This is a genomic window from Anaerolineales bacterium, assembly GCA_003105035.1.
Lineage (GTDB): Bacteria > Chloroflexota > Anaerolineae > Anaerolineales > UBA4823 > FEB-25.
In genome coordinates, this window is the sequence record PQAL01000003.1 from 148965 (window position 1) to 171200 (window position 22236).

The 22236-nt window shown below is 52.6% G+C and carries 19 protein-coding genes; 5 read left to right on the forward strand and 14 right to left on the reverse strand.

Annotated elements, in window-relative coordinates; all coding sequences use genetic code 11:
- The first annotated feature begins 10 nt into the window (after positions 1-10).
- Positions 11-1600, forward strand: a complete 1590-nt coding sequence (locus C3F13_01960) for a hypothetical protein (GenBank protein ID PWB56327.1) — start codon at positions 11-13, stop codon at positions 1598-1600.
- A 1-nt stretch (position 1601) separates the two neighbouring features.
- Here the strand turns inward: C3F13_01960 and C3F13_01965 are convergent, their stop codons facing one another.
- From C3F13_01965 to C3F13_02010, 10 genes are all read right to left on the reverse strand, one after another.
- Positions 1602-2867 (reverse strand): hypothetical protein, encoded by a 1266-nt coding sequence (locus C3F13_01965; protein ID PWB56328.1) that lies wholly within the window; start codon positions 2865-2867, stop codon positions 1602-1604.
- A 71-nt stretch (positions 2868-2938) separates the two neighbouring features.
- The gene (locus C3F13_01970; protein ID PWB56329.1) at positions 2939-3613 is read right to left on the reverse strand and encodes a potassium transporter TrkA; all 675 of its coding nucleotides are present in this window, start codon (positions 3611-3613) and stop codon (positions 2939-2941) included.
- Between the two features lies 1 nt (position 3614).
- Positions 3615-4274: a potassium transporter TrkA gene (locus C3F13_01975; GenBank protein ID PWB56330.1), complete on the reverse strand. Its 660-nt coding sequence runs from the start codon at positions 4272-4274 to the stop codon at positions 3615-3617.
- Complete coding sequence (locus C3F13_01980) at positions 4271-7114, reverse strand: hypothetical protein (protein ID PWB56331.1); 2844 nt, start codon at positions 7112-7114, stop codon at positions 4271-4273. The genes C3F13_01975 and C3F13_01980 overlap by 4 nt, the downstream gene beginning before the upstream one ends.
- A gap of 79 nt (positions 7115-7193) precedes the next feature.
- Entirely contained in the window at positions 7194-9020 is a 1827-nt protein-coding gene (locus tag C3F13_01985) for a hypothetical protein (protein PWB56332.1), read from the reverse strand.
- A gap of 10 nt (positions 9021-9030) precedes the next feature.
- Positions 9031-10152, reverse strand: coding sequence for a hypothetical protein (locus C3F13_01990; protein PWB56333.1), 1122 nt, complete (start codon positions 10150-10152; stop codon positions 9031-9033).
- 162 nt (positions 10153-10314) lie between these two features.
- Positions 10315-12144, reverse strand: a complete 1830-nt coding sequence (locus tag C3F13_01995; GenBank protein ID PWB56334.1) for a hypothetical protein — start codon at positions 12142-12144, stop codon at positions 10315-10317.
- A gap of 42 nt (positions 12145-12186) precedes the next feature.
- Entirely contained in the window at positions 12187-13317 is a 1131-nt protein-coding gene (locus C3F13_02000) for a hypothetical protein (GenBank protein ID PWB56335.1), read from the reverse strand.
- A gap of 35 nt (positions 13318-13352) precedes the next feature.
- Positions 13353-14063, reverse strand: a complete 711-nt coding sequence (locus tag C3F13_02005; protein ID PWB56336.1) for a DNA-binding response regulator — start codon at positions 14061-14063, stop codon at positions 13353-13355.
- Positions 14060-15595 (reverse strand): hypothetical protein, encoded by a 1536-nt coding sequence (locus C3F13_02010; GenBank protein ID PWB56337.1) that lies wholly within the window; start codon positions 15593-15595, stop codon positions 14060-14062. The genes C3F13_02005 and C3F13_02010 overlap by 4 nt, the downstream gene beginning before the upstream one ends.
- Positions 15596-15686: 91 nt before the next feature.
- On the opposite strand from C3F13_02010, the gene C3F13_02015 reads away from it, so the two are divergent.
- The 4 genes from C3F13_02015 (at position 15687) to C3F13_02030 (ending at position 19071) form a co-directional block, all read left to right on the forward strand.
- Entirely contained in the window at positions 15687-16112 is a 426-nt protein-coding gene (locus C3F13_02015) for an acyl-CoA thioesterase (GenBank protein ID PWB56338.1), read from the forward strand.
- Between the two features lie 91 nt (positions 16113-16203).
- A complete protein-coding gene (locus C3F13_02020) occupies positions 16204-17250 on the forward strand; it encodes a peptidase M42 (protein PWB56339.1) in 1047 nt (348 codons plus the stop codon).
- Positions 17251-17369: 119 nt separating this feature from the next.
- Positions 17370-18386, forward strand: coding sequence for an LLM class F420-dependent oxidoreductase (locus C3F13_02025; protein ID PWB56340.1), 1017 nt, complete (start codon positions 17370-17372; stop codon positions 18384-18386).
- A gap of 13 nt (positions 18387-18399) precedes the next feature.
- Positions 18400-19071, forward strand: coding sequence for a protein-L-isoaspartate O-methyltransferase (locus tag C3F13_02030; protein PWB56439.1), 672 nt, complete (start codon positions 18400-18402; stop codon positions 19069-19071).
- A 20-nt stretch (positions 19072-19091) separates the two neighbouring features.
- Here the strand turns inward: C3F13_02030 and C3F13_02035 are convergent, their stop codons facing one another.
- From C3F13_02035 to C3F13_02050, 4 genes are read right to left on the reverse strand one after another with little or no spacing between them, the layout of a single operon-like run.
- Positions 19092-19772 (reverse strand): ribonuclease HII, encoded by a 681-nt coding sequence (locus C3F13_02035; GenBank protein PWB56341.1) that lies wholly within the window; start codon positions 19770-19772, stop codon positions 19092-19094.
- Positions 19759-20508 carry a glycosyl transferase gene (locus C3F13_02040; GenBank protein PWB56342.1) on the reverse strand — a complete coding sequence of 250 codons (750 nt, stop codon included), beginning with the start codon at positions 20506-20508 and terminating at the stop codon, positions 19759-19761. Before C3F13_02040 ends, C3F13_02035 begins: the two co-directional genes overlap by 14 nt.
- A 3-nt stretch (positions 20509-20511) precedes the next feature.
- Complete coding sequence (locus tag C3F13_02045; GenBank protein PWB56343.1) at positions 20512-21342, reverse strand: hypothetical protein; 831 nt, start codon at positions 21340-21342, stop codon at positions 20512-20514.
- Positions 21339-22148: a hypothetical protein gene (locus C3F13_02050; protein ID PWB56344.1), complete on the reverse strand. Its 810-nt coding sequence runs from the start codon at positions 22146-22148 to the stop codon at positions 21339-21341. Before C3F13_02050 ends, C3F13_02045 begins: the two co-directional genes overlap by 4 nt.
- Between the last annotated feature and the right edge of the window lie 88 nt (positions 22149-22236).

The window sequence follows — 22236 nt, forward strand, 5'->3', positions numbered from 1 at the left end:
ATTAAGCACTTTGACCAGCAGCACTCCAACTATTCGAAAACAGCTTCATAAGCATGCTGCTGACCTGATCGCGCTGGCCCTGGTCTTGGCGGGAATTTTCGCGTCCGCATGGGTCACCCAGCACATTTACGAGGCTGTTCCCCACATCGAAGACGAAATCGCATATGTCTGGCAGTCCAAGGCGCTGTTGAATGGTCACCTGACTGTTCCATCTCCACCCGACTCAAAAAGCTTTTTGATCCCCTTTATTGTTGATTATCATGGCGAGCGTTTTGGTAAATACCCACCCGGCTGGCCGGCGGTTCTGGCGGTCGCCATTGGGATAGGCGCACGCGCCTGGATCAACCCCCTGTTAGCCGGGCTAGGCGTGTGGCTGACTTACCGGCTCGGTAAACGCATCTTTTCGGATTTCGTGGGACTGCTCGCGGCGGGGCTAACTGTCACTTCACCCTTCTTCCTGATGAACTCGGGCACGCTCCTCTCTCATCCATTAGGATTGGTCTTGAGCGCTGCTTTCACCCTGGGTTGGCTGGGTTCCTTCTGGGATGACAAAGCCACAAAAGAAACGCTTTCTTCCTCGCATGCCAAAAAACAGTGGGCTTATGCGGCACTGTCGGTTTTATCCCTGGGAGGCTTAATGCTGACCCGCCCAATGACCGCCCTGGCAATAGCCATTCTGTTTGGAATTCATGGGGTTTATTTACTGTTCCGGGGCGACGCCCGAACCCGCCTGCGCCTGTTGATTTTTGGATTGGTTGCCATGCTGTTTATCGGCGGCTACCTACTCTGGCAGTACTCGCTGACTGGCAACGCTCTGCTCAACCCCTATACCCTGTGGTGGCCCTACGACCGGGTGGGATTCGGGCCGGGTCATGGGCGAGGTGCTGCCGGCCACACACTAAACATGATCAGGATAAACACCCGTAGCAGCCTGTCTGCGGGCCGCAACGATCTATTCGGTTGGGCTGGTTACTCGTGGATCTTTCTACCGTTCGGTATCTGGGCATCCCGGCGTAATCCAAAGGGATTGCTGATCGGCAGTGTCGCGCTGAGCCTGATCTTGGTCTACATGACCTACTGGATCGGTGCCAGCCTCTTCGGTCCACGGTACTACTACGAAGGTCTATACAGCGCTACGTTGCTTAGCGCAGCCGGTATCGCATGGCTGGCCGGCTGGCCTTACAGCCCTAAAACTGCTTATCTACGCTACCAGGGATGGCGCAAACTACGCCCGCTGCTGGTCACCCTGCTGGTCGGAGTGTTGGTGGTAATTAATCTGGTGGCGTATCTGCCGGCTCGCCTGAGTGCGATGGTTGATTTATACGACATCAGCCATTCGGATCAGGCACTATTCCAGGCATCCTCTGCCCAGGTCCTCACCCCTGCCCTGATCATCGTTCACACCAACTCCTGGACGGAATATGGAGCGTTACTGGACCTTGAGAACCCGGAATTAACCTCTCGGTTCATCTTCGCCTGGAGTGTATCGCCCTCCACCGACGCTGCGTTAGTCCGCGATTTTCCCGACCGTGCCGTGTATCATTACTACCCGGGGCGGTCTACGCAGCTTTACCAAGAACCGCTACCAAAACAAAATTAAATCAGGGAGTTGGAGTTACCTCTGGGGTCACTTCTGGGGGTGTTCCGGTAGGTGTGGGTGTCTCGGTTTCAGGAATGACGGGAGCAGGAGGATTTTGCTGTTGATAGCATTGATCTGCTACATACACCGCAGTGGGCTCAACCTGTGGGCTGGCCAGAAGTGACATATAGGTATCGTACTGCGCCTGCGCATCACACCACTGCCCATTTAAAGCAAACCAATCACCATATCCCAACAAGGCATCCATATAGCGGCTGGAGGCAGTCCAGCCTGAGGCATCCATCAGGTTAGGGGCGGCATTCGCCAGCTGCGAAAAATAATACACGGCCTGGGCCCAATCTACGTCCCAGAAGCTGGCCCCACGGATATATAAATCCGCCCAATCACGCCAGTTACGCGCTTCAGCGTCCAATGGGCCAAAACGCTCAGCTAGGGTGAGGTCGTAATTACCACCTTCCAGGTCATGCATCTGGGAAATTTTATCAATCCCGCGGTTGCGCAGGGCCACAAAGAGCATGCCATCCACTTTCACCGCCAAATAATCCGGGTAGTTCTTGCGGAGCAGCAGGAGTGTGTCAATCGCGCCGGTCCAATCCCGACCAAGCAGCTGGCTCTGTGCCTGCGCGAGCAGGTCATCCCGGCCGCGATAATCGGGCGTTGGCGTCCCGGTTGGCATGGCTGCGAAAGTCGGCGTGGCAGTGATGCGTTGCTGGGTCAGCACATAGGCAAGCTGGTTGGAGGCATCTGGATAATTGGGATCGATCTCAATGATGAATTCAAGCCGCTGGCGCGCCCGGTCAAAATTACCCTGAGCGATATCCTGCTGCGCCAGGATGTACTGGTTGGCAGCCTCACCCGCCACCAGGGTAGACTGGTAACGCTCACGTTCGCTCACTGCTGAGTTATAACCTGCAAATGCACTGCCCCCGGCGATCAAAGCCAGTAACAGCACTGCCACGAATGCCCATAAGATCCATAAGCGCCTGCCCTTGGGTGAACCAGCTGGTGCCTCCGGGATCTCCGGTGGCAGGTTTATCCCCTCATCGCTGAGCGTGGACGGTTGGGTCATATCCATGGATGGCTCGACCACAGCCGGTTGCGTTTCGCCCGGCTCCGGCACTGCAGCCATGGGTTGGGTCGCATCAGGTTCTAGCCCCTGGTTGGTGGGGAGGTCTGCCTGTGAGGGCAGCTCGTTATTTTCAGGTCTCGTGCTCGAGTCAATCATTGCCGAAGTCGGACTAGTTTTATCTGAATTTGAAGATTCCATTCCGCCAATTATACCTCAGTGGATATGACGTGCTCCGCAGGCAGCAAGTTCCATAAATGCGATAATTTCGCTTAGCTTTCCTTCGGCCTACCCAACAGGTCAGCTAATTTGCTCACCTGGGAGGCATGCACCAGGGCGATGATCTCATCCACCGGGGCGAGCTCTGTGTTACCATTTGGCACAATCAGCTGTCCTTTACGGATGACCGCGGCAAAGACACATTGGGGCGGAAGATCGATATCCCTGAGCGTCTTGCCAACCACGACTGCCCGAGGGTCCACCTTTTCTTCCACGATTGAAAATTCGCCCTTGCGCAATTTCATTAAGGTCATCATGTCACCAATGGACATCTCTTCTGCAATCAGCTTAGCCAGGATGTCTGACTGGCATAAAGCCACATCCACACCCATCTCGGGAGTGAACAGCCAGACGTTCTTGGGGTTATTTACCCGGGCAATGATGCGCGGCACCCCAAACTCAAAGCGCCCCAGCGTGGTGATTACCAGGTTGTCTTCATCTTCACCGGTTACCGCAGCCAGCACCTGGGCTTGCTCTATTCCTGCACTTTCCAATACCTTCGGCGAGCTACCATCGCCAGCGATTACCACCTCTTTGGGTAGCTCTTCCCGCAACCTCTCCAGCACAGCCGGACGATCTTCGATCAGAATAATCTTATGACCTCCGCTGATCAATTGCGCAGCGAGCTGTGAGCCCGTTTTTCCACCACCAACAATGATAACAAACATCCTACCCTCCTTCTTCCAACCCTAATAACGTCTTCAATCGCTCCAATGATGAAGCTGCGACCGCTGCATGAACCAGATCGCCTTCCTTGAACTGGCTTCCAAGGGTGGGGATAAACGCCGCTCCCTGGCGAGTAATGGCGATGATACCGATCTCGCTCGACACAGTCAGGTCTCGCACTATCCGGCCTGCCAGCTGTGGTGGTAGCTCGATACTGACCAGGCTCACTTCTCCACTTCCAAAACTGAATTGCGGGTCGAGCTCAGCGGAGGTGAGCAGCTCACGCAGGCGTTCGGCACCCCAGGTGGTGGAAGAGATGGTCAGCATGCCCAGGCGGCGATAGATTTCAGCCCGTTGAGGGTCAAATAAGCGCGCCACAACCCTTGGCACGTGAAAAATATTATGGGCGATGCGGGCGGCTACGATATTGGCATTATCGGAAGAGCTGGCAGCCGCAAATGCATCCGCCTGTTCGATACCCGCCCTGACCAAAACATCCCGGTCAAATCCCACACCAACCACTTTTTGCCCCTTGAAACCCGGCCCCAAGCGCTCCAACGCACTGGCCTCATAATCAATCACCGCCACCTGGTGTCCCTCATCCACGAGCAGGCGGGCCAGTTGTTCGCCCACCCGACCGCACCCCATCACAATAATCTTCATATTTCCTCCTTGCTGATATTCGTGTTGATCACCTGATGAACAAAACGTTCACGGAAACGGAACAGCATCTTCAATATCCAATCCATACCATAGATAACAACTGGGAAAATGACCAGTCCAATCCAAATAATTGGCGGAATGGGCACATTCCCAAACAGCTCTGCCAGTGGTTTAAAATAGATCAAGCCAATGAGAATCACCAGATCAATCGCTATGCCACGCAGCAAGGTTGGGTTGCTCAGCCAGCCCAGGTAGCGCCCGCGATTACGCTCAGTCCGGCAGGCAAATGCGTTGCCAACCTGGGCCATGACCACCCCAGCATAAAACACCGTCATCGCCAGGCTGTTCTGGGATTCGTGCGGAATATGCGAGAAGACCTGGTCGTGCAAAGGTTGCAGATATGCGATATCCAGCCCGTTATTGATAAAGAAAAAGGCAGCAAAACACAGCAAGGCTTCGAGTAACCCCAACCACAGGAATGCCCGCCGGAGCAATCTACCGTCTACCAGAGGTTGGGTCTTCGGCCTCGGAGGGCGCTGCATGACATCCGGCTCGGGGTTCTCGCTTCCCAAGGCCAGAGCCGGGAACAGGTCAGTTCCCAGGTCAATCGCCAGGATCTGCCTGACACCCAGAGCAAGGGGCATCACTGCCGGTGACAGCAGGGCCGTCAGGATGAACGGCAGGATCTCGGGCACATTGCTGGAGAAGATATAGGTGGTAAATTTCCGCAGGTTGTCGTATACCGTCCGGCCCTCTTCAATCGCCTGGGCAATAGTTGAGAAGTTGTCATTGGTAAGGATGATATCGGCAGCTTCCTTGGCAACATCCGTACCGACCAACCCCATAGCCACCCCCACATCTGCCTTACGTAGGGCAGGGGCATCATTGACTCCATCGCCGGTCACTGCCACCACATTACCGCGTGATTGGAAAGCGGCCACCAAGCGGAGCTTGTGCTCAGGTGCCATACGCGCAAAAATCACTTCCTTGTCCAGCATTCCCTGGATCTCGAAATCGTTGAGCTGCTCAAATTCTGCCCCGGTGAGGATCAATGGGTTGGATGTCGTGAGCATGCCAATACGCCGAGCCAGCGACTCGGCTGTCAGCCCATAATCCCCCGTGATCATTACCATGCGCACGCCTGCCTTACGGCAAGTGTTCACCGCTTCAGTGACTTCCGGCCGCGGTGGGTCCATCATCGCCATCAAGCCCAGGAAGACCAGGTTCGTCTCAACCCTATCAAGTGAATAACTCCCTACGCGAGGCGGCAGTTCCTGGTAAGCCAGGGCTAATACCCGCAGGGCATTACGTGCATAATCATCATTTGCCGATAGGATATGGTTACGCCAGGTATTATCGAGGGGAATAACCTCGCCATGCATCCGAATATATGTACATAGCTGCAGCACTTCCCGTGGAGCACCTTTAATGAACGCTACTTGCTGTCGGGCAGCGATTTCTGTAAACGCCTCGTCTGGCCGGCTCACCTGGTGAATGGTGCTCATCCGCTTACGCCGGGCATCGAATGGGATCTCATGAATGCGTGGCAGGGTTTTGCTCACCGTTTCCTGCTCCAGGCCAGCTTTCATGGCTACCACACGCATAGCCGCCTCAGTCTGGTCACCCAACACGGTCCATTGCGGATGGTCGGGGGCTGGAGGGTTCAAACGCGAGTTGTTGCACATCAGGGCTGCGATGAGCAATGCCTGCAGGTCCTTCTCGGTTGCCGGGCTGCCCGGATTAGGGATAAACTCTCCCTTTGGCTCATATCCGGTCCCGGTTACAACGAGTGGTTTCCCACTCACCCACATCTGCCTGACGGTCATCTGATTTTGGGTCAGGGTGCCACTCTTATCGGTGCAGATGACAGATACATGCTCCAGGGTTTCCAAGATGGACAGTTTCTTCACCAGCACACCCTTCTGAGCCAGCCGCTGCACGGCGGCAGCCAGTGAAAGGGTGACCGTGGCAGGTAGACCTTCTGGGATAGCAGCTACAATGATGCCGAGAGCCAGAATAAATGCCTCATTCATGCCTAGTTTGACATCGATTGTGCCCACTGCAAAAACGATCACGCCCAGGCTTAAAGCAATTATAGAAATAATTCGCGTCAGGCGCGACATCTCCTGTTGCAGACGGCTGGGTTCTTCACGAACAGCCTGAGTGAGACGCACGATGCGGCCGAACTGGGTCAGCATGCCGGTGGCATACACCACCGCCCGGCCTGTCCCTGAAACCACCGATGTGCCTGCGAAGATCAGGTTTGGTCGTTCCACCTCGCTGATGCCCTCACGCAGGGAGGCGTCCGCAGTTTTTCGTGCCGGCACCGCCTCGCCGGTGAGCACCGCATTATTGGCGCGCAGACCATATTCTTCCACCACCCTGGCATCCGCCGGGATATTATCGCCCTCTGCCAGGACTAATAAATCACCTGCCACCAGCTCACTGGCAGGCACTTTCACCTCAACCGCATCGCGTACCACTCTGGCAAAACTGGGCAACAGGTGTTGCAGCGCGGCCGTAGCCTGTTCAGCGCGGTACTCTCTCCAGAACGAGAAGCCGGCATTCACCAATACCACGATCCAGATGATCACCCCCAGGGTGGGTTCACCCAGCCATAAGGCGATCCCGCCAGCCAGCCATAATAGCAGTGCCATAGGATGGGTAATGAATCCCAATATTTTTCTTCCAATAGGCTGGCGGGGCATCTCCGAAATCTGGTTGCTGCCGTAGAGCGAGCGGCGCTCCTCCACTTCGTGGGTGGTCAAACCATCGGGGCAGGTTTCCAAAGAAGCATAGACTTCGGAAACAGGGAGCGTATAGATGGGGTCGGAAACCATAAGACAATCGCTATGCGCTGTAAACGCATAGCGATTGTATCATAACGACTGAATTGCTAAATTATCTCGAGATCGAACGTCAGGGAAGATGGCCTTCGGGGGCTGGGGCAGTTTCCTTAGGTTTCCCACCCAGGTGAGGCGCAGGGGTCGGTTGCAGATATTTTACCAACAAGGAAGGCGAATCCGGATCGTCTGAATGAACCGCATGATCGTAATCACCCGCCGGGATAGGCTGTTCGTACCGCAACGGCCGGCGCACACCGAGAAGCTCAAAGAATCGTGAGATTAGCACCAGCACAGAATAGCGGTATTCCTGCATCTTCAAGGACTGCCATTCAACGATAGAGCCCATCGAACCTTGCACACGCGCCTTTTCCCTTACAATACGATGGATCTGCCTTGGGTCACGCTGTCCAATAGGAGAAATCAACAAGGTGTTCGCTGCTACAACCAGAACGCTGAATGAGATCAGCACCACCCATCCGCCTTCAGTCCACTTTCCAATGATTTGCCCAACAAATACGATGGCAGCTAACACGGCCGCGAATCCTGCTGCCCGGCTGCCCCATAGGCGTGCTCTACCCGTATGTGTGGCAAGGATATGCTTTCGAATAGCCAGCCCCATCACCATAATTGGCATAAACACGCCTACGCCATAGTATGGCACCGCCAGGGTGGTCTTCCCGCGCACCAAGAACTGGATAATCACCGCGACGATGAAGCCGGCAGTCACAGAACGTGTGAACGTGCCCTGCGAATTACGGTAGACAACCACCTCGGGGATTTCTCCGATAGCAACATCTCGCCAGGCGGTTGCCTGCAAATCCTGGAAGGCGGTCATCGAGGCTGCAGCCAGGAGTGCTACTGCCAGGATTTGATATGCCCAAAACAAGATCTGCCCACCAGGGAGCTGGTTGAAACCGATAAATGCCAGGTTGCCAACCAGGGTGCGCCCCAAAGTTCCATCAAAGACATTGAAACGGATCGCAAACGATGCCAGCATCAGGGTGGTTATGCCACCATAAAACAAGAAAGAAGTCTGGACGAATCTTCCAATGCCCGATTTACCGCTGTAAAACTCCCATAATTTCTTGAGACGCGGTAATCGTCTCTTCCCCCAGCGAACAATACCAGCATCTTCATTCTTCACGAACTGGATGCCATTAGACATGGCTTCCAGGCCGCTGAGAGCTACCAGTCCTTTCATGGAAGCGGTCAGCATATGATAGGCGGCTTGTCCCAGCGTGGCTGGCCTAATCGCTTCAGTGGTTACCACCGCCGCGACACCCCGGAAATTGGCAGCGACAAGGCCTCCAAATAGTGTGATGGTTAACAGGATAAATATACTTAACATGATAAATACAACCCGGGCTGATTCACCCCTCCCACGGATCGTCAGCCACCAAGTTACTGCTGCCAGGGCTGCCCCGATGGCAAAGTGCCATACCCAATGGATATCATATTTTCCAAGGATGGAAAGTAGCTGGTCGACACCCGACAGGGATGACACAACAATGGTAAATATATAGTCCTGGATCAATACAACTGCTACGATCAGGCTTAGTGCAGGAGTCAAATAACGCATGGAAGCAGTATAAGACCCACCTCCTTCATTGAAGGTGCCCAGCGAATACATGTAGAGAGCCCCAAAAACCGCGTTTGCGAGGGCAATGACCGCCACAGCTATATACCCATAGCGTTGCAGACCATATGGATGAAGGGCACTCATCATCTCACCGGTGGCGTAGAAGAAAGAGGTGAAATAATCCACCCCGAAAAGCGCCACTGCCGCTAATAAGCCAATTTGCCCCGCGCCATGAACGTGGGTATCCTCAGCCCGTTCTCGTGGCGAGAGCTTCCATGAAAAGTAGACAATAACCAATAGAAGACCAATAGAAATCAACATGTATTTTTACCTATCTGAGAAAAGCTAGCTCAAGGGAATGTAATTCTGTTAAGAGATGTCTACGGGTAGTAATGCTCAAACAATCATCCTGAGCCACCTTGATTTGTTGCTCACGTGCAGCTAAAACCGCAAAGGCAGGAATAAACATAATCCAGCCAGAAGGGATAACTGTGAATTCATAATTATCAATAGAATTTTTCTTGTCATTGAAATATGGTAACCTGAGACTTAACCCCCGATCCAATCTATGGTCTGCTGCCCTTCTTTGGATATTCTTGATGATCTCATGAGTTTGGTAAGCAGCCAGTGCGCGCCCCTGGTTTACCATCTGCCCAAGGATTCCGTAATGTTTTTGCTGCCAGGCTTCATCAGCAATCATAAATGGAGCAATTTGGACCGCCTGTTCCAGGAGAAGCAGATATTTTTGTAACGAAGCAATATAGGCCTGTGCCTCTTGGATGCTGTTCAACAATAGCTTGCCCTGTTCGTCAAAGGCCACCCATTTTGGCAGGAAGAAACGATTCGCTGCTTCCACATAGGGTGCAGCAATTCTGTCTACTACTACAGCAGCCAAGGTTTCATGAGTAAGTACAGATCTCTGAGCAGTACTTTTCCGCTGAGCGTCCTCATGAACTGGTTGATTGGGAATGTCGTCTCCTTCTAAGATGGCATACGTCACCGATTTTCCGGCCGGAAGCAAGCGGTAGATGATATGATAAGCAATCGCATAGCGTAACAGCCCTGCCGCGATGGATATTGCCACATCCGTTGAATGCTCAAGCGCAGAAAGTCTTTGAACAATTGCATTGCATAGATCGAATTGCAACCAAGGGGCATGCAGTCCGCCTACACTTTGCTCTCGGTGGTCAGCAGGTATCCTCTCAACACGATCCATCGTCTCCATGGTAGGACTGAAATACACCTGGTCTGGAAGGGCAAAACGAACGCGGTAGTTTCCTTGCGTGATGGCCTCAGCCACGGATATAGCCTGCAAAAGTAAATACTGCTGCTGCAGCACCGGTTGGATTTGGAATAATTGCTGATAGGCCTCATATTCCAGACGTAACCGGCTGGTCGAGCTTTCTGATAGCCCCGATGCAGATAATTCTAATAACAGGGACTGCTCTATCATAAATTTCTCCTTCCGTAGGAAAACCAAGCATACGATTCCGACATTATTATTGTAGTGAACTGAAATAAAATGGGGACAAAATTATTGAGCAAAGGTGTTAAAAAATAATTAAGACCTTCTCCGACACGAGAAGGTCTTAAATATGTTTAGAGGAAGTGATTTCTAAAGCTTAGGGATATCTTCGTCCCCAGGAGCTGTGTCTTTGGGCTTTCCACCCAGGCGAGGCTCTTCCCTTTTATCATCCAGGTATTGTTCTAAGAGGGAAGGGATGTCTTCCTCTTCCGATTGGATGGCTTCTTCATACTCTCCTGCAGGCACAGGCGGCTCAAACCGGGCTGGCCGGCGCACACCAAACAACTCGGCAAAGCGTGCAATGCCAATCAGCAACTGGTAACGGTATTCCTGTGTGCGTAATGATTGCCATTCGACAATATTGCCCATAGGCCCTTGGACCCGAGATTTGTCACGAATGATGCGATGGATCTGGCGCGGATCACGATACCCGGCAGGTGACAACAAGATGGCGTGTGCAATCAAGATTAAAACGCTGAGTGAAATTAGTACTACCCAGCCGCCTTCAGCCCATTTACCGACAATCTGACCCACAAATATCAATGCTGCTAACACAGCAGCAAGAGTTGCCCCCAGGCTCCCCCAAAAGCGCGCCTTTCCAATTGCGGTTTTCAGGATATGCTGGCGGATTGCCAGCCCCATCGCCATGATTGGCAAGAATACGCCCACACCATAATACGGCACAGCCAAACTGACATTGCCGCGCACCAATAATTGGATCAAAATTGCCGCCAGGGCAGCCGCCGTCACCGGGCGTGTAAAGGTTCCTTTTGGATTTCGGTATACGACCACTTCAGGAATCTCTCCAATAGCTACATTCCGCCAGGCCATGGCTTGCAGGTCCTGGTAGGCTGTCATCGAAGCTGAAGCCAACAATACAACCGCCAGGATTTGGTAAGCCCAGAATAATATTGTTCCTCCAGGAATCTGTCCAAAACCGATAAAGGAAAGGTTCCCAACAAGACTTCGTCCATTGATACCATCAAAGACATTGAAGCGTATCGAGAAATAGGTCAACAGCAAGGTCGTCAGACCACCATAGAACAAAAATGAGGTTTGAACAAACCTGCCAATACCCGATTTTCCGCCGTAGAAATTCCAAAGCTTGTTGAGGCGGGGCAGGCGCTTTTTGCCCCACTTTACCAGGCGCACATCGTCATTGATAACAAATTGAATGCCATTTGACATGGCTTCCAAACCGCTTAATGCCACCAGGCCTTTCATGGAGGCGGTTAACAGGTGGTAAAAAGCCTGGCTGAGCGTCACCGTTTGGGTGGGTTCAACGGTTTTCGCCGCCTCCGTTAGAGGATTTGCAATGATCAAGCCAACTGTCATTGCGATGGTCAGCAGGACAAAAATCCCTAACATGGTGAACACCACCTGGGCAGACTCACCCCTGCCGCGGATGGTCAGCCACCAAGTGACACCTGCCAGGCTGGCACCGATGAGGAAGTGCCAGAACCAGGGGATGCCCGTGGCATTTCTCAATGAAAGCAGCTGGTCAACCCCCGACAGGGTAGACACGACGATGGTAAAGATATAATCCTGGATTAATACTACTGCCACAATCAGGCTCAATGAAGGCCCCAAATACCGCATGGCTGCAGTAAAAGATCCCCCCCCTTCGTTGAAAACCCCCAACGAATACATGTACAGCACTCCAAACACAAAGTTCGCCAGGGCAATCACTGCCACGGAGATATAGGCATATTTTTGCAAGCCGTATGGGTGTAAGGCGGTCATCATTTCCCCTGTGGCATAAAAGAACGAGGTGAAATAATCCACGCCAAACAACGCAACCGCAGCGAGCAAACCAACCTGCCCGGCGCCATGGACATGTGCATCTTCTTCTTTCTCCCGCGGTGCAAGCCGGTAGGAGAGAAAGATGATTACTGCAAGGAGGATGATAGAAAAAAACATGGTCGGATTATAAATACACCAATCTGGTCATCAGGGATGGAATTACTTTGTAAATGCCTTTTCGAGGATATTTAGCAGTTGCAGCAAGTGATGCCGTGTTGATTGGCTCAGTCTTGTGTCCTGCGCAATCTTGGCTTCCTGTTCGCGAGCTGCCCGCACTACAAAGGCGGGTACGAACATGATCCTGCCGGCTGGGATGACTTCGAAGTTATAACTTTCCATCGTCAAGGTCTGGTCGTTGAAGTAAGGCAGGCTAAGGCTTAATCCACGATTCAGGTCATGCGCCGTGGCACGTTTCTGTATCGTCTGGATGATCTCCTCCACATCATAGCGTGCCAATGCGCGGCCCTGGTTCACCAGCTGACCAAGGATGCCATAGCGCTTGCGTTGATACTCTTCATCCGCAACCATGTATGGGGTCAGCCCTACCGCGGCATGTAACACCAATAAGTATCGTTGCATGGAGGCGATGTCCGCTTCAGCCTCGCTCACGCTACCCACCAGCAAATGACCTTCGTCATCAAAAGCCACCCACTGTGGCAGGTAAAAGCGCCGGGCTGCCTCCACATATGGGACTAATAACTCTCCCCGCCCTGCTTCAAGACGATTTTCTTCTGCTGCAATCGCATCTGTGGAAGCGGTAATGGCCGATTCAGGCTCTAATTTCCTCTTCTCCGGAATATTGGGGATTTCTTCTCCTTCCCCAGCGGTGTAATGCACCGACCGGCCGGCTGGCAGCATGTTGTGAACCATGTGCCCAGCGATGGCATGGCGGAGAAGCCCTGCGCTCACCGAAACAGAGCGGGTGGAAGATTGTTCCAATTCACTCAGTCTCAGCCGTAGGGCTGTGCGCAGATCGGTGCGCATCAGCCGGTCCATCAACCCCCCAGTCATTTGCTCGCGCGACTCATTGGGTACTACAGCAGGTTTTGCCTCGGCATCTTTCTGAAGCACCACCCGGTCTGGAAGGGTAAAACGCACTTGAGGCAAGCCTTGGATGATGGCTTCAGCTACAGACGAGGCTTGCGTTTCCAGAAAACGCTGTACCAGGGGTGGTTGTGCCTGGAATAGCTCCTGGTAACCCAAATACTCTTGCTTTAACTGGCTGACGGCGTCGTTTTCTAAACCAGGGTATCGATTTTCTGATTTCGTGGATTGAGCCTGTTTTGCCATGACTTCTCCCAAATTACCAATTTTCTCCTCTTATCTTATCTCAAATCTTGCTCATCCGCAATGAAACGATAGCCGATTCCTGGTTCATTGCGAATAACTTGGGGATGATCTGGATCGATCTCCAATTTCTTGCGCAGCTGGCGGATATATACCCGCAGGTATTCCACGCGGTCAGATTCTGCCGGGTCCCACACATGTGATAGGATGGATTGGTTGGTCAACACCCGCCCGGCGTTGGCTGCCAGGTATGCCAGCAGCTTGAATTCCGTGGCTGTTAATTTAATTTCTTCACCATCCCGCTGAACTGTGTGCATCGCCAGGTCGATCACCACCGGGCTGGCATGGATAATCTGGTTATTCTGCGGGCCGAGTGTCTGTGCGGAGTGGCGGAGAGCCACGCGGATGCGCGCCAGCAACTCTTCGATACCAAATGGTTTTGTCAGGTAGTCATCCGCTCCTTTGTCGAGGGCAATAACTTTATCTCTCTCGCTTTCCCGCACCGATAGAATGATGATCGGTACCCGGGTCCATTCGCGCAGGCGGGCACACACCTCAACCCCATCCATATCTGGCAGGCTGAGGTCGAGTATGACCAGGTCTGGTGGTTGCGCGGCTGCCATAGCCAGCCCCTCCTCGCCCCGGCTGGCCACGCTCACTTTGAATTGTTTGGCAGTCAGGATGGTGCGTAACGCCCGCAAAATCTGCGCTTCATCATCGATCACAAGAATATGCGGTTGGGTGGTCATTCGTCAATCAGCTCCGGTTTAATATCATGAGAGAACCCTTCCCATGTCAGTGGTAAGGTGAAGTTGAAAGCAAAACCCAGCTCAATGTTTTCTGCCCAGATATGCCCCCCATGCGCTTCTACGATCCCTTTGCAGATGCTCAATCCCAAACCAGCTCCGGTTACCTTGTCCGCTGCAGTCACCCGATGGAATTTATCAAAAATGCGTTCGAGATCATCCTGCGGCACCTGTGGACCCTGGTTACTTACCCTCACTTGGAGCATATCTCGTCTCGTCTGAAATGCGTGGAGGCGTATGGTGGTGCCTTCAGGTGAATACTTTACCGAGTTGCTTATCAAGTTGATGAAGACTTGTTCGATCTGAAAATAATCTACAGGCAACAACGGCAAATCTGATGAGACATCAATTTCTACGTGATGCTTCTCGATCTTGGTTTTCATCCGGTCGAGGGCACTCGATAAGATCTCAGCCAGTGAATTCCAGCTGCGCTCCGGCTTCATGGCCCCGGCCTCAATACGCGACATATTGAGCAGGTTTCCTACCAGCTGGTTGAGATGGTCGGTTTCCTCTTCGACTGCTGCCAACAGATCCTTGCGCCCTTCGCTGTCCCATTCCACAGTTTCGCTACGCAGGCTGGTGACTGCCGCTTTAATCGTCGCCAATGGAGTGCGAAGTTCGTGTGAGACAGACGACAGAAGAGATGATTTAAACCGGTCACTCTCTTCCAGCAACCGCGCCCGTGAGGCTGCCTGCGAGAGGCGCACCCGTTCCAGAGCCAGCACTCCCTGGCTGGCGAAGGTGTTCAACAGGCGCTCTTCTGATGTCCCTAATTTGGAATCTTCCCTCCAAACTTTTATCTCTCCCATAAACCCCCGCATAGACTGCAAGGGAATGATCATCATGGGAGCATGCTCTGCTTCCGGATTTATTTGAGAGCGGTCCTCCAGCCTAACATGCCGGGCGGGAACTTCGTTGGATGCCTCAATAACGATATCCACCCGCTGGGCATGTAAGGTGATCAAGGTTTGTTCAGCCAGGGCAGAGATGATTTCTTGTTCGTCCTGCAAACCCGCTAAAAGCATAATGAGCTCATACAGGTGAATGGCTTCATGTTCTCGAGCAGTCGCTTCAGCCAGGCTTTTACTGACCCTGCCAACCAGCTGGCCGATGGTGATGGACACGCCTAAGAAGACGATCAGCACCAGCAAGTCTTGCGTCCGGTGCACCACTAATGTGTAGTAAGGCGGCACAAAGAAATAATTTAATGCTAAAAAAGAGGTTACGGCAGCCAGGGCCCCTGGCCACAATCCCCATAGCAGCGAACAGATAACTACCGGGAGCAGGTATAGCAGCGAAAGGACGGTATGGTCCTGCCCACTTTCGCTCCGAAGAGGGATGAAGATGACGGTAAAAACCGCAGTCATAAGGATGGAGAGCAGATACTCTAGTCCTGGGGGTTTATTTATTTTGGTAAAGGGGAACATGCGCATCATCCGGATAATTATAACTTCACGGGCATAAACCTGTTCCATTATTGCCTGGCATTGTACTGCCTCTCAGGTTTAAACCGTGAATCTGTAAATTTGTAAACGGATTGATACGGATAAGGGTATAATTTCAACGATGCCTGACTTTCATTTCTACCACCTTATTGAAGTACGCTATGGAGACTTGGACCCACAGGGGCATGTCAACAACGCGAAATTTCTAACCTATATGGAGCAAGCCCGCGTTTTTTATCTCAAGCATTTAAAACTTTGGGAGGGGGGTTCATTTTTAAATATTGGCATCATCCTGGCGGATGTTCAGATCACATTTCGCAAGGCGATCGAGTTTGGTGATCAGGTTCGGGTGGGCGTATGCATCGCGCGCATTGGCACCAAGAGCATGACCTCGGAGTACCGTATCGAGGATGCCCGTGATTCGAGTGAATATGCCAGTGGCTCGAGCGTCTTGGTGGCGTATGACTATCCCAACAAACGCTCCGTGGTAATACCAGAAGATTGGCGTAAGTCTATCCAGCATTTTGAAGGCATGCTTGAGAAGTAACTGGTGGTTATCATCCTGAAATCCAATTGAATAAGTAAAGGGGTGAACCAGATTATCAAACACGACAATAGTTGAGCCACGGAGCTTACGCATGTCTCTTCCCCAGATCGATACTGAATTTTTATTAAATTTCCTCTCTGGAATATTACGCACCCCAAGCCCGACCGGCTTGGCAGATCCTGCAGTTGCTTATACAGAACAAGCATTCAAATCTTTTCCTGATCTGGCTCTCACACGCAACCGTAAAGGAGCCCTGATTGTCACCTGGAAGGCTACCAAGAACGAAAGCCCCCGTACCCTCACCGCACATGTGGACACCCTGGGTGCCATGGTAAAGCAGATCAAGCCTAATGGCCGCTTGATGCTGACCAAGATTGGTAGCTTTGCCTGGAATACCATCGAAGGAGAGGGCTGCACAGTCTTTTGCAACCAGGGTGAGCCTGTGCGTGGATCCATCTTATTCGAACTAGCCTCAGGGCATGTACACGGGAGCAAGGTCAACGAGAGCAAGCGAGATGATGAAAACATGGAAGTGCGCCTTGATGCCCGGACAAATAATAAGGACGAGACAGGTGCATTGGGAATTCGGGTGGGAGATTTTATCGCTTTCGATCCGCGCGTTGAAATCACCAATGGATTTGTTCGCTCACGCCACCTGGATGATAAAGCCAGTGTAGCCTGTCTTATCACCGCGGTTAAGGCACTTCATGATGCAGGCTTGAAACCAGCACAAACCACCTATTTTCATTTCAGTAATTACGAGGAAGTCGGTCACGGTGCAGCTGTGGGGATACCTGCCGATACAGTCGAGCTTTTGAGTGTTGACATGGCTGCTGTCGGCGAAGGTCAGACATCAGATGAGTTCCACGCAACTTTATGCGTTAAGGATTCGGGGGGGCCATACCATCACGGTTTTAACCAAAAACTTCGCAATATGGCAGAAGCGCATGGTATCCCTTATAAGGTGGACATCTACCCATACTATGGATCCGATGGGGAAGCATTCTGGCGCGCAGGGGGTGATGTAGCAGTCGCTCTGATTGGCCCTGGGGTAGATGCATCCCATAATTACGAACGCACCCACCTGGATGCACTGGTAGCCACCACCCAATGGGTGATGGCATATATACTTTCCTGAGAGGATGTAGTTCTCTGGTGGAGGCTGTTTTTCGAAAGGGTTTGATCATATCTTTTGATCAAGCTTATAGTCATAACCAAGCGATCCATGCGTAATCAAAATTCTCAAAGAAGGCCCATATGCCAGCTTCTTCCTATCCATTTTTAATCGATGCCACCCTCCCACCCGTTGCGCTTTCTGCAGTGCCGGCCATTGCCCAAGCGGCCGAAGCGATGGGCTTTAATGCCCTGTGGTCTACCGAAACGATGCACGACCCCTTCCTTCCCGGAGCCCTGATCGCTGAACACACCCAGAAGATCCACTTCGGGACGGCAGTCGCCATTGCCTTTGCCCGCAGCCCGGCTAATCTGGCTTATACCGCCTGGGACCTGGCCCAAGCTTCGGGAGGCCGCTTTATCCTGGGGTTGGGTACGCAGGTCAAGGCACATATCGAACGGCGCTTCGGCATGCCCTGGCCTGCTTCGGTAATTGGTCACTTGCGCGAGCAGATCGAGGCAGTGCGTGCATTTTGGTCCACCTGGCAAACCAACCAGCCACTGAATTACCGCAGTGAACAATACCGGCTCAACCTGATGTCGCCCTTTTTCAACCCGGGGCCGATCAAGCACCCTGATATCCCCATCTACATCGCCGGTGTCAATACCGGGTTAGCCAGGCTGGCTGGTGAAGTGGCCCAGGGATTCCATGCTCATCCATTTCACACCACCCGTTACCTGCGCGAGGTAATCCTGCCTGCGGTGGAGCAAGGGATCGCCAGGGCTGGTCGGCAAAAATCGGAGGTGTGTGTCTCCACCTCTGCATTCGTGGTGACATCACCGGAAGAACAGGCTTTTGTGCGCGCCCAGATCGCCTTTTATGCCTCCACTCCTTCCTATCGGCCCGTGATGGCCCTACACGGCTGGGACGACATAGCTCACCAGCTCTCGGCGCTGGCTGCCAGGGGCCAGTGGGTGGATATGGCGGACTTGATCAGCGATGATATCCTGGATGCGTGTGCGGTAATTGCCCCAGCTGCCGATCTCCCCGCTGCCCTGGCTGAACGGTACAGCGGGCTGGTGGGTCAGCTTGGTATCTATATTCCCTTTAAGCCCGGCGAGCGTGATGCTTTTTGGAAACACTTGCTACAAGGCGGATAATCCTTAATGAATGATGGAAGACGAAGCCGATTTTACAAAACTGCGTAATCGCATGGTTACCGAGCAAATCGTCTCGCGTGGCATCCACGATGAGCGTTTGTTGGATGCCCTTCGTCAGCTGCCTCGCCATTGGTTCGTTCCGGAAGAGTATGCCCACATCGCCTACACCGACGGCCCACTGCCGATCGGTCGTGGCCAAACCATCTCACAACCCTATATTGTTGCCTTGATGACCGAGTTACTCGGATTACAAGGCGATGAAAACGTCCTCGAAGTGGGGACAGGCTCAGGATACCAGTCAGCATTGTTGGCCTTGCTGGCGCGCCAGGTTCACACCATTGAGCGTCATGCTTCCCTGGCGGAGAATGCCATCAATGTGATGGAAAAGCTGCATATTACCAATGTGATCATTCATATTGGTGATGGCAGCCTCGGTCTCCCAGATTATGCTCCATACCAGGCCATCATGGTCACCGCTGCAGCCCCGCGTGTACCCCAGCCGTTGTTCGATCAGCTGGACGAAAGCGGCTGTCTGGTTATCCCTGAAGGCGGGCCTGGTGGGCAGATGCTCGACTGCTGGCACAAGGAGCAAGGAGATTTGATCCAGGAGCATATCGCTCCAGTAGCTTTTGTGCCTCTACGCGGAAAGCATGGCTGGAAGGAAAATAATTGGGGAATTTTTTAAGCCAATGTGGGTCTGGCTACCTAATCGAGGTCCGGCAAGAATCCGTCCACTGCAGGGTGTGATTCTCCATAGAGCGCAAAGCTGAGGCGGTGAACAGGGCATGCCCCCAGGCGCTTCAAGGCGGCACGATGTTCAGCTGTTCCATATCCCTTGTGGGAGGCAAAACCATATTCGGGGTAGGAAATGTCAAGCTCTCTGAGGAGGGCATCTCGGGTTGTCTTTGCCAGGACGGATGCCGAGGCGATGCTCAAGGACCGGCAATCTCCCTTGATTAAGGCGGTCTGCGGAATGGAAATATCGGGAAGGAATAAATAGTCCAATAGCAGGTGCAGCGGGGTTGTACTCAAGGCCGCCAATGCGCGGCAAGCTGCCAGCCGGGTGGCAGGTAAAATTCCTAGCTGGTCGATCTCCTCGTTGGTCGCGGTACCCACCCCCCAGGCAAGGGCGTGCTGGATGATCTTGGCCCTGGCCACTTCTCTTTGGGCGGCGGTCATCTGTTTTGAATCACGCACCCCGCTCAATTGCCGGGTCACTGTCTCATCCTGTGGCAGGATCACCGCTGCCGCAGCCACCGGGCCGGCCAGCGCTCCCCGCCCGGCTTCATCGATGCCAGCCACCCAGGTGAGGCCTGCCTGCCATAACGCCAACTCAAAGGATAGATCGGGCTCGGCTGGGAGCAGAGAAGGATCAAATGCTGGCATGAGTACGATTGTAAACGCCGCGCAGGGCATTCAGGCGGATGGTGAGCAGGTCGAGGCCCATCTTGAACGAATCGCGCGCCACACTGATCTTGCTGTGCGGATTGTAATACCAGGGAATAGGCACCTCGACTACTTGGTATCCGATAAGCCTGGCGATGAACAGGATCTCCACATCAAACGACCATCCATCTAAGGTTTGGCGCCTGAAGACATCTTCTACTACCGAAGCCTTAAAACACTTGAAGCCACATTGGGTATCTTGCAGCCCTGGAAGAGCCACGGTGCGGATCAAGCCATTATAAATTCGCCCCACAAAGTGCCGGTAATATGGTTCGTTATACCTGATCGCCCCTGGTGCTTCGCGGGAAGCAATAGCGATGTCATATCCATCCAGGTGAGGCGGGAGGAAACGGTTAATTTCACTTACCGGCATGGAAAGGTCGACATCACACATGAACCGGTATTCACCGTGCGCATCCAGCATGCCTTGCCTTACCGCAATCCCCTTCCCACTCTGGTTATTTTGAAGGACTCTCAATTGTGAATTGGCTATGGCAAACTCTGAAGCGATTTGGAAAGTTTTATCGGAACTGCCATTCTCAACCACCAACACTTCAGTGCGGTATGGCTGTGCGGTGATAAACTCAAATACCTGCCGCAAGGTATCAGGCAGGCGTGCTTCTTCATTATGAGCCGGGATAATTAATGACAAAAAAGGTGCTTCCAGATGACCCAACCTTTAAAAAATATTCAATGCATACAGGATTGCACCTAATAATACCACGATGGTTAATCCCAGGAGGACTGCCAGGATGGTCCATTGCGCCTTAGTGAACTTGAGCTTCTTCTCCACCGGGGGCAGCGGTAATTCTGCCGGCAAGGGGAGGTCGGGTAAAGTCAGCGGAGCCTTCTCCTCCTCAACGAATAGATCCTTGCCAAAAAAGTCCTCTCCCTCACCCAGGGGGATAGCTTTTTCAGGATCCGCCAGGAGCTCCAATGCATCCGTTAGATAATTAATTTCGGTTGGATTAAGGACTTCCTGGCTGTTGAACATGCTGTCAATCAGACTGTCAACGCCATCCATCAACACCATCCGTATGCCAGGGTTGCTGGTTTCAATATGCACACCCGGGTTGGCAAAAATTAATATTGGTGTGATTGCCGGGTGGGATTTTCCTAGCTTTTCCAGGATTTCACCCAGCTTCTGGGCATACTCCCTGCTTTGCTTGATCAAATTAGGGCGTCCAGGCCCAAATCGATGGGTTGTCTTATTTAATTCCCACCACGACTCATCCTTTGCCCTGAAAAAACCCTGCACAGGACTGATATTCAAGACAAACATACCTGCGGGACCAACCAGGATGGTCGGAAATCTCACACCCCTGGCTTCCAGCTCCAGATGGTGAAGCATGATGAAGCGATTATCCAACCCCCGCATGAAGCGGGCCACCACCGCAGCTTCAGCCTGTTCGTCAATTTTTCCGCTCTGGAAAAACCCTTTAATTTGACCAACCAGCTTTCCGGTGAAGTCTTTATCGGATGGTTTTTGGGTAGGCTCGATCAGTTTCATGGATGCACTCCGTCATATACATTGCCCTTGGTGGATACAGACATGAGGTGCAAGCTGGATGCCAGGTAGTCAGCCATCAGCTGCAGGTTATCCATCAAAACACCTTGGTGATAGGCTTCCAGTTGTTCGAGGGCAATATGTGAGAATATCTCCTCCTGCATCCTTTCTTTTGATCCCAAAAGCGCGTAATACGCAGGCGGAGAGATACCCTGGCGGGATGATAAAACTTCCACCGATTGGATAGCAGCTCCTTCACACAGCTGCGTGCAGACAAAATCCCGCCATTCTTTCAAGTGTTGATCCTGGATGAATGGCAGCCAGTGGTCGGGGCTCACCCTGGCTAATCCTGTATCCAGGCCGGAAGGTAATCCGGGTTGGATTTGTAGATCCAGGTAGGCGCGTAGAACGTTATGATAATATAGCCGCTCAGAAAAGGAGCCCCAGGAGCATCGCGGACCGAAGATGGGGAGGAATATATCCTTTACCCAAATCCAATCTGCCTGCAAGTGACATAAATAACCTGCCAGGAAGGCTGCATGCGCTTGACTGAGCTGATCACCCTCAGCTATTTGTGGATATTCCTCCAGCATGGAGTTCCAGGCTGGTTGGTCACCCACCTGAATTGGGAGGCTGAAGAAATGCGTGGCTTCTCGGGCCTGCCCTGAAACCACCTGCACATCCGGAGCAATGCAACCGAGCATGAATTCGTGCCGCGAGGAGAGAAGAAATTCCCTGGTGTCGTCAGGCAGACCTGGATGGTTGATCAGGTCTTCTGCCAGTCTCAAATGATAAAAGGGGGTCGGCATTCAAAAATTATACCAGCCTGTTTTGCTATACTTCGTGAGGAACAAAAAAGCGGCTTTCCCAGCCGCTTATCACGTCAAGGTAGAACCT

Coding starts and splice junctions, on each gene's coding strand:
- C3F13_01965 (PWB56328.1), bottom strand. CDS start 2,867: ATGGAATCTTCAAATTCAGATAAAACTAGTCCGACTTCGGCAATGATT.
- C3F13_01970 (PWB56329.1), bottom strand. CDS start 3,613: ATGTTTGTTATCATTGTTGGTGGTGGAAAAACGGGCTCACAGCTCGCT.
- C3F13_01975 (PWB56330.1), bottom strand. CDS start 4,274: ATGAAGATTATTGTGATGGGGTGCGGTCGGGTGGGCGAACAACTGGCC.
- C3F13_01980 (PWB56331.1), bottom strand. CDS start 7,114: ATGGTTTCCGACCCCATCTATACGCTCCCTGTTTCCGAAGTCTATGCT.
- C3F13_01985 (PWB56332.1), bottom strand. CDS start 9,020: ATGTTGATTTCTATTGGTCTTCTATTGGTTATTGTCTACTTTTCATGG.
- C3F13_01990 (PWB56333.1), bottom strand. CDS start 10,152: ATGATAGAGCAGTCCCTGTTATTAGAATTATCTGCATCGGGGCTATCA.
- C3F13_01995 (PWB56334.1), bottom strand. CDS start 12,144: ATGTTTTTTTCTATCATCCTCCTTGCAGTAATCATCTTTCTCTCCTAC.
- C3F13_02000 (PWB56335.1), bottom strand. CDS start 13,317: ATGGCAAAACAGGCTCAATCCACGAAATCAGAAAATCGATACCCTGGT.
- C3F13_02005 (PWB56336.1), bottom strand. CDS start 14,063: ATGACCACCCAACCGCATATTCTTGTGATCGATGATGAAGCGCAGATT.
- C3F13_02010 (PWB56337.1), bottom strand. CDS start 15,595: ATGGAACAGGTTTATGCCCGTGAAGTTATAATTATCCGGATGATGCGC.
- C3F13_02015 (PWB56338.1), top strand. CDS start 15,687: ATGCCTGACTTTCATTTCTACCACCTTATTGAAGTACGCTATGGAGAC.
- C3F13_02020 (PWB56339.1), top strand. CDS start 16,204: ATGTCTCTTCCCCAGATCGATACTGAATTTTTATTAAATTTCCTCTCT.
- C3F13_02025 (PWB56340.1), top strand. CDS start 17,370: ATGCCAGCTTCTTCCTATCCATTTTTAATCGATGCCACCCTCCCACCC.
- C3F13_02030 (PWB56439.1), top strand. CDS start 18,400: ATGGAAGACGAAGCCGATTTTACAAAACTGCGTAATCGCATGGTTACC.
- C3F13_02035 (PWB56341.1), bottom strand. CDS start 19,772: ATGCCAGCATTTGATCCTTCTCTGCTCCCAGCCGAGCCCGATCTATCC.
- C3F13_02045 (PWB56343.1), bottom strand. CDS start 21,342: ATGAAACTGATCGAGCCTACCCAAAAACCATCCGATAAAGACTTCACC.
- C3F13_02050 (PWB56344.1), bottom strand. CDS start 22,148: ATGCCGACCCCCTTTTATCATTTGAGACTGGCAGAAGACCTGATCAAC.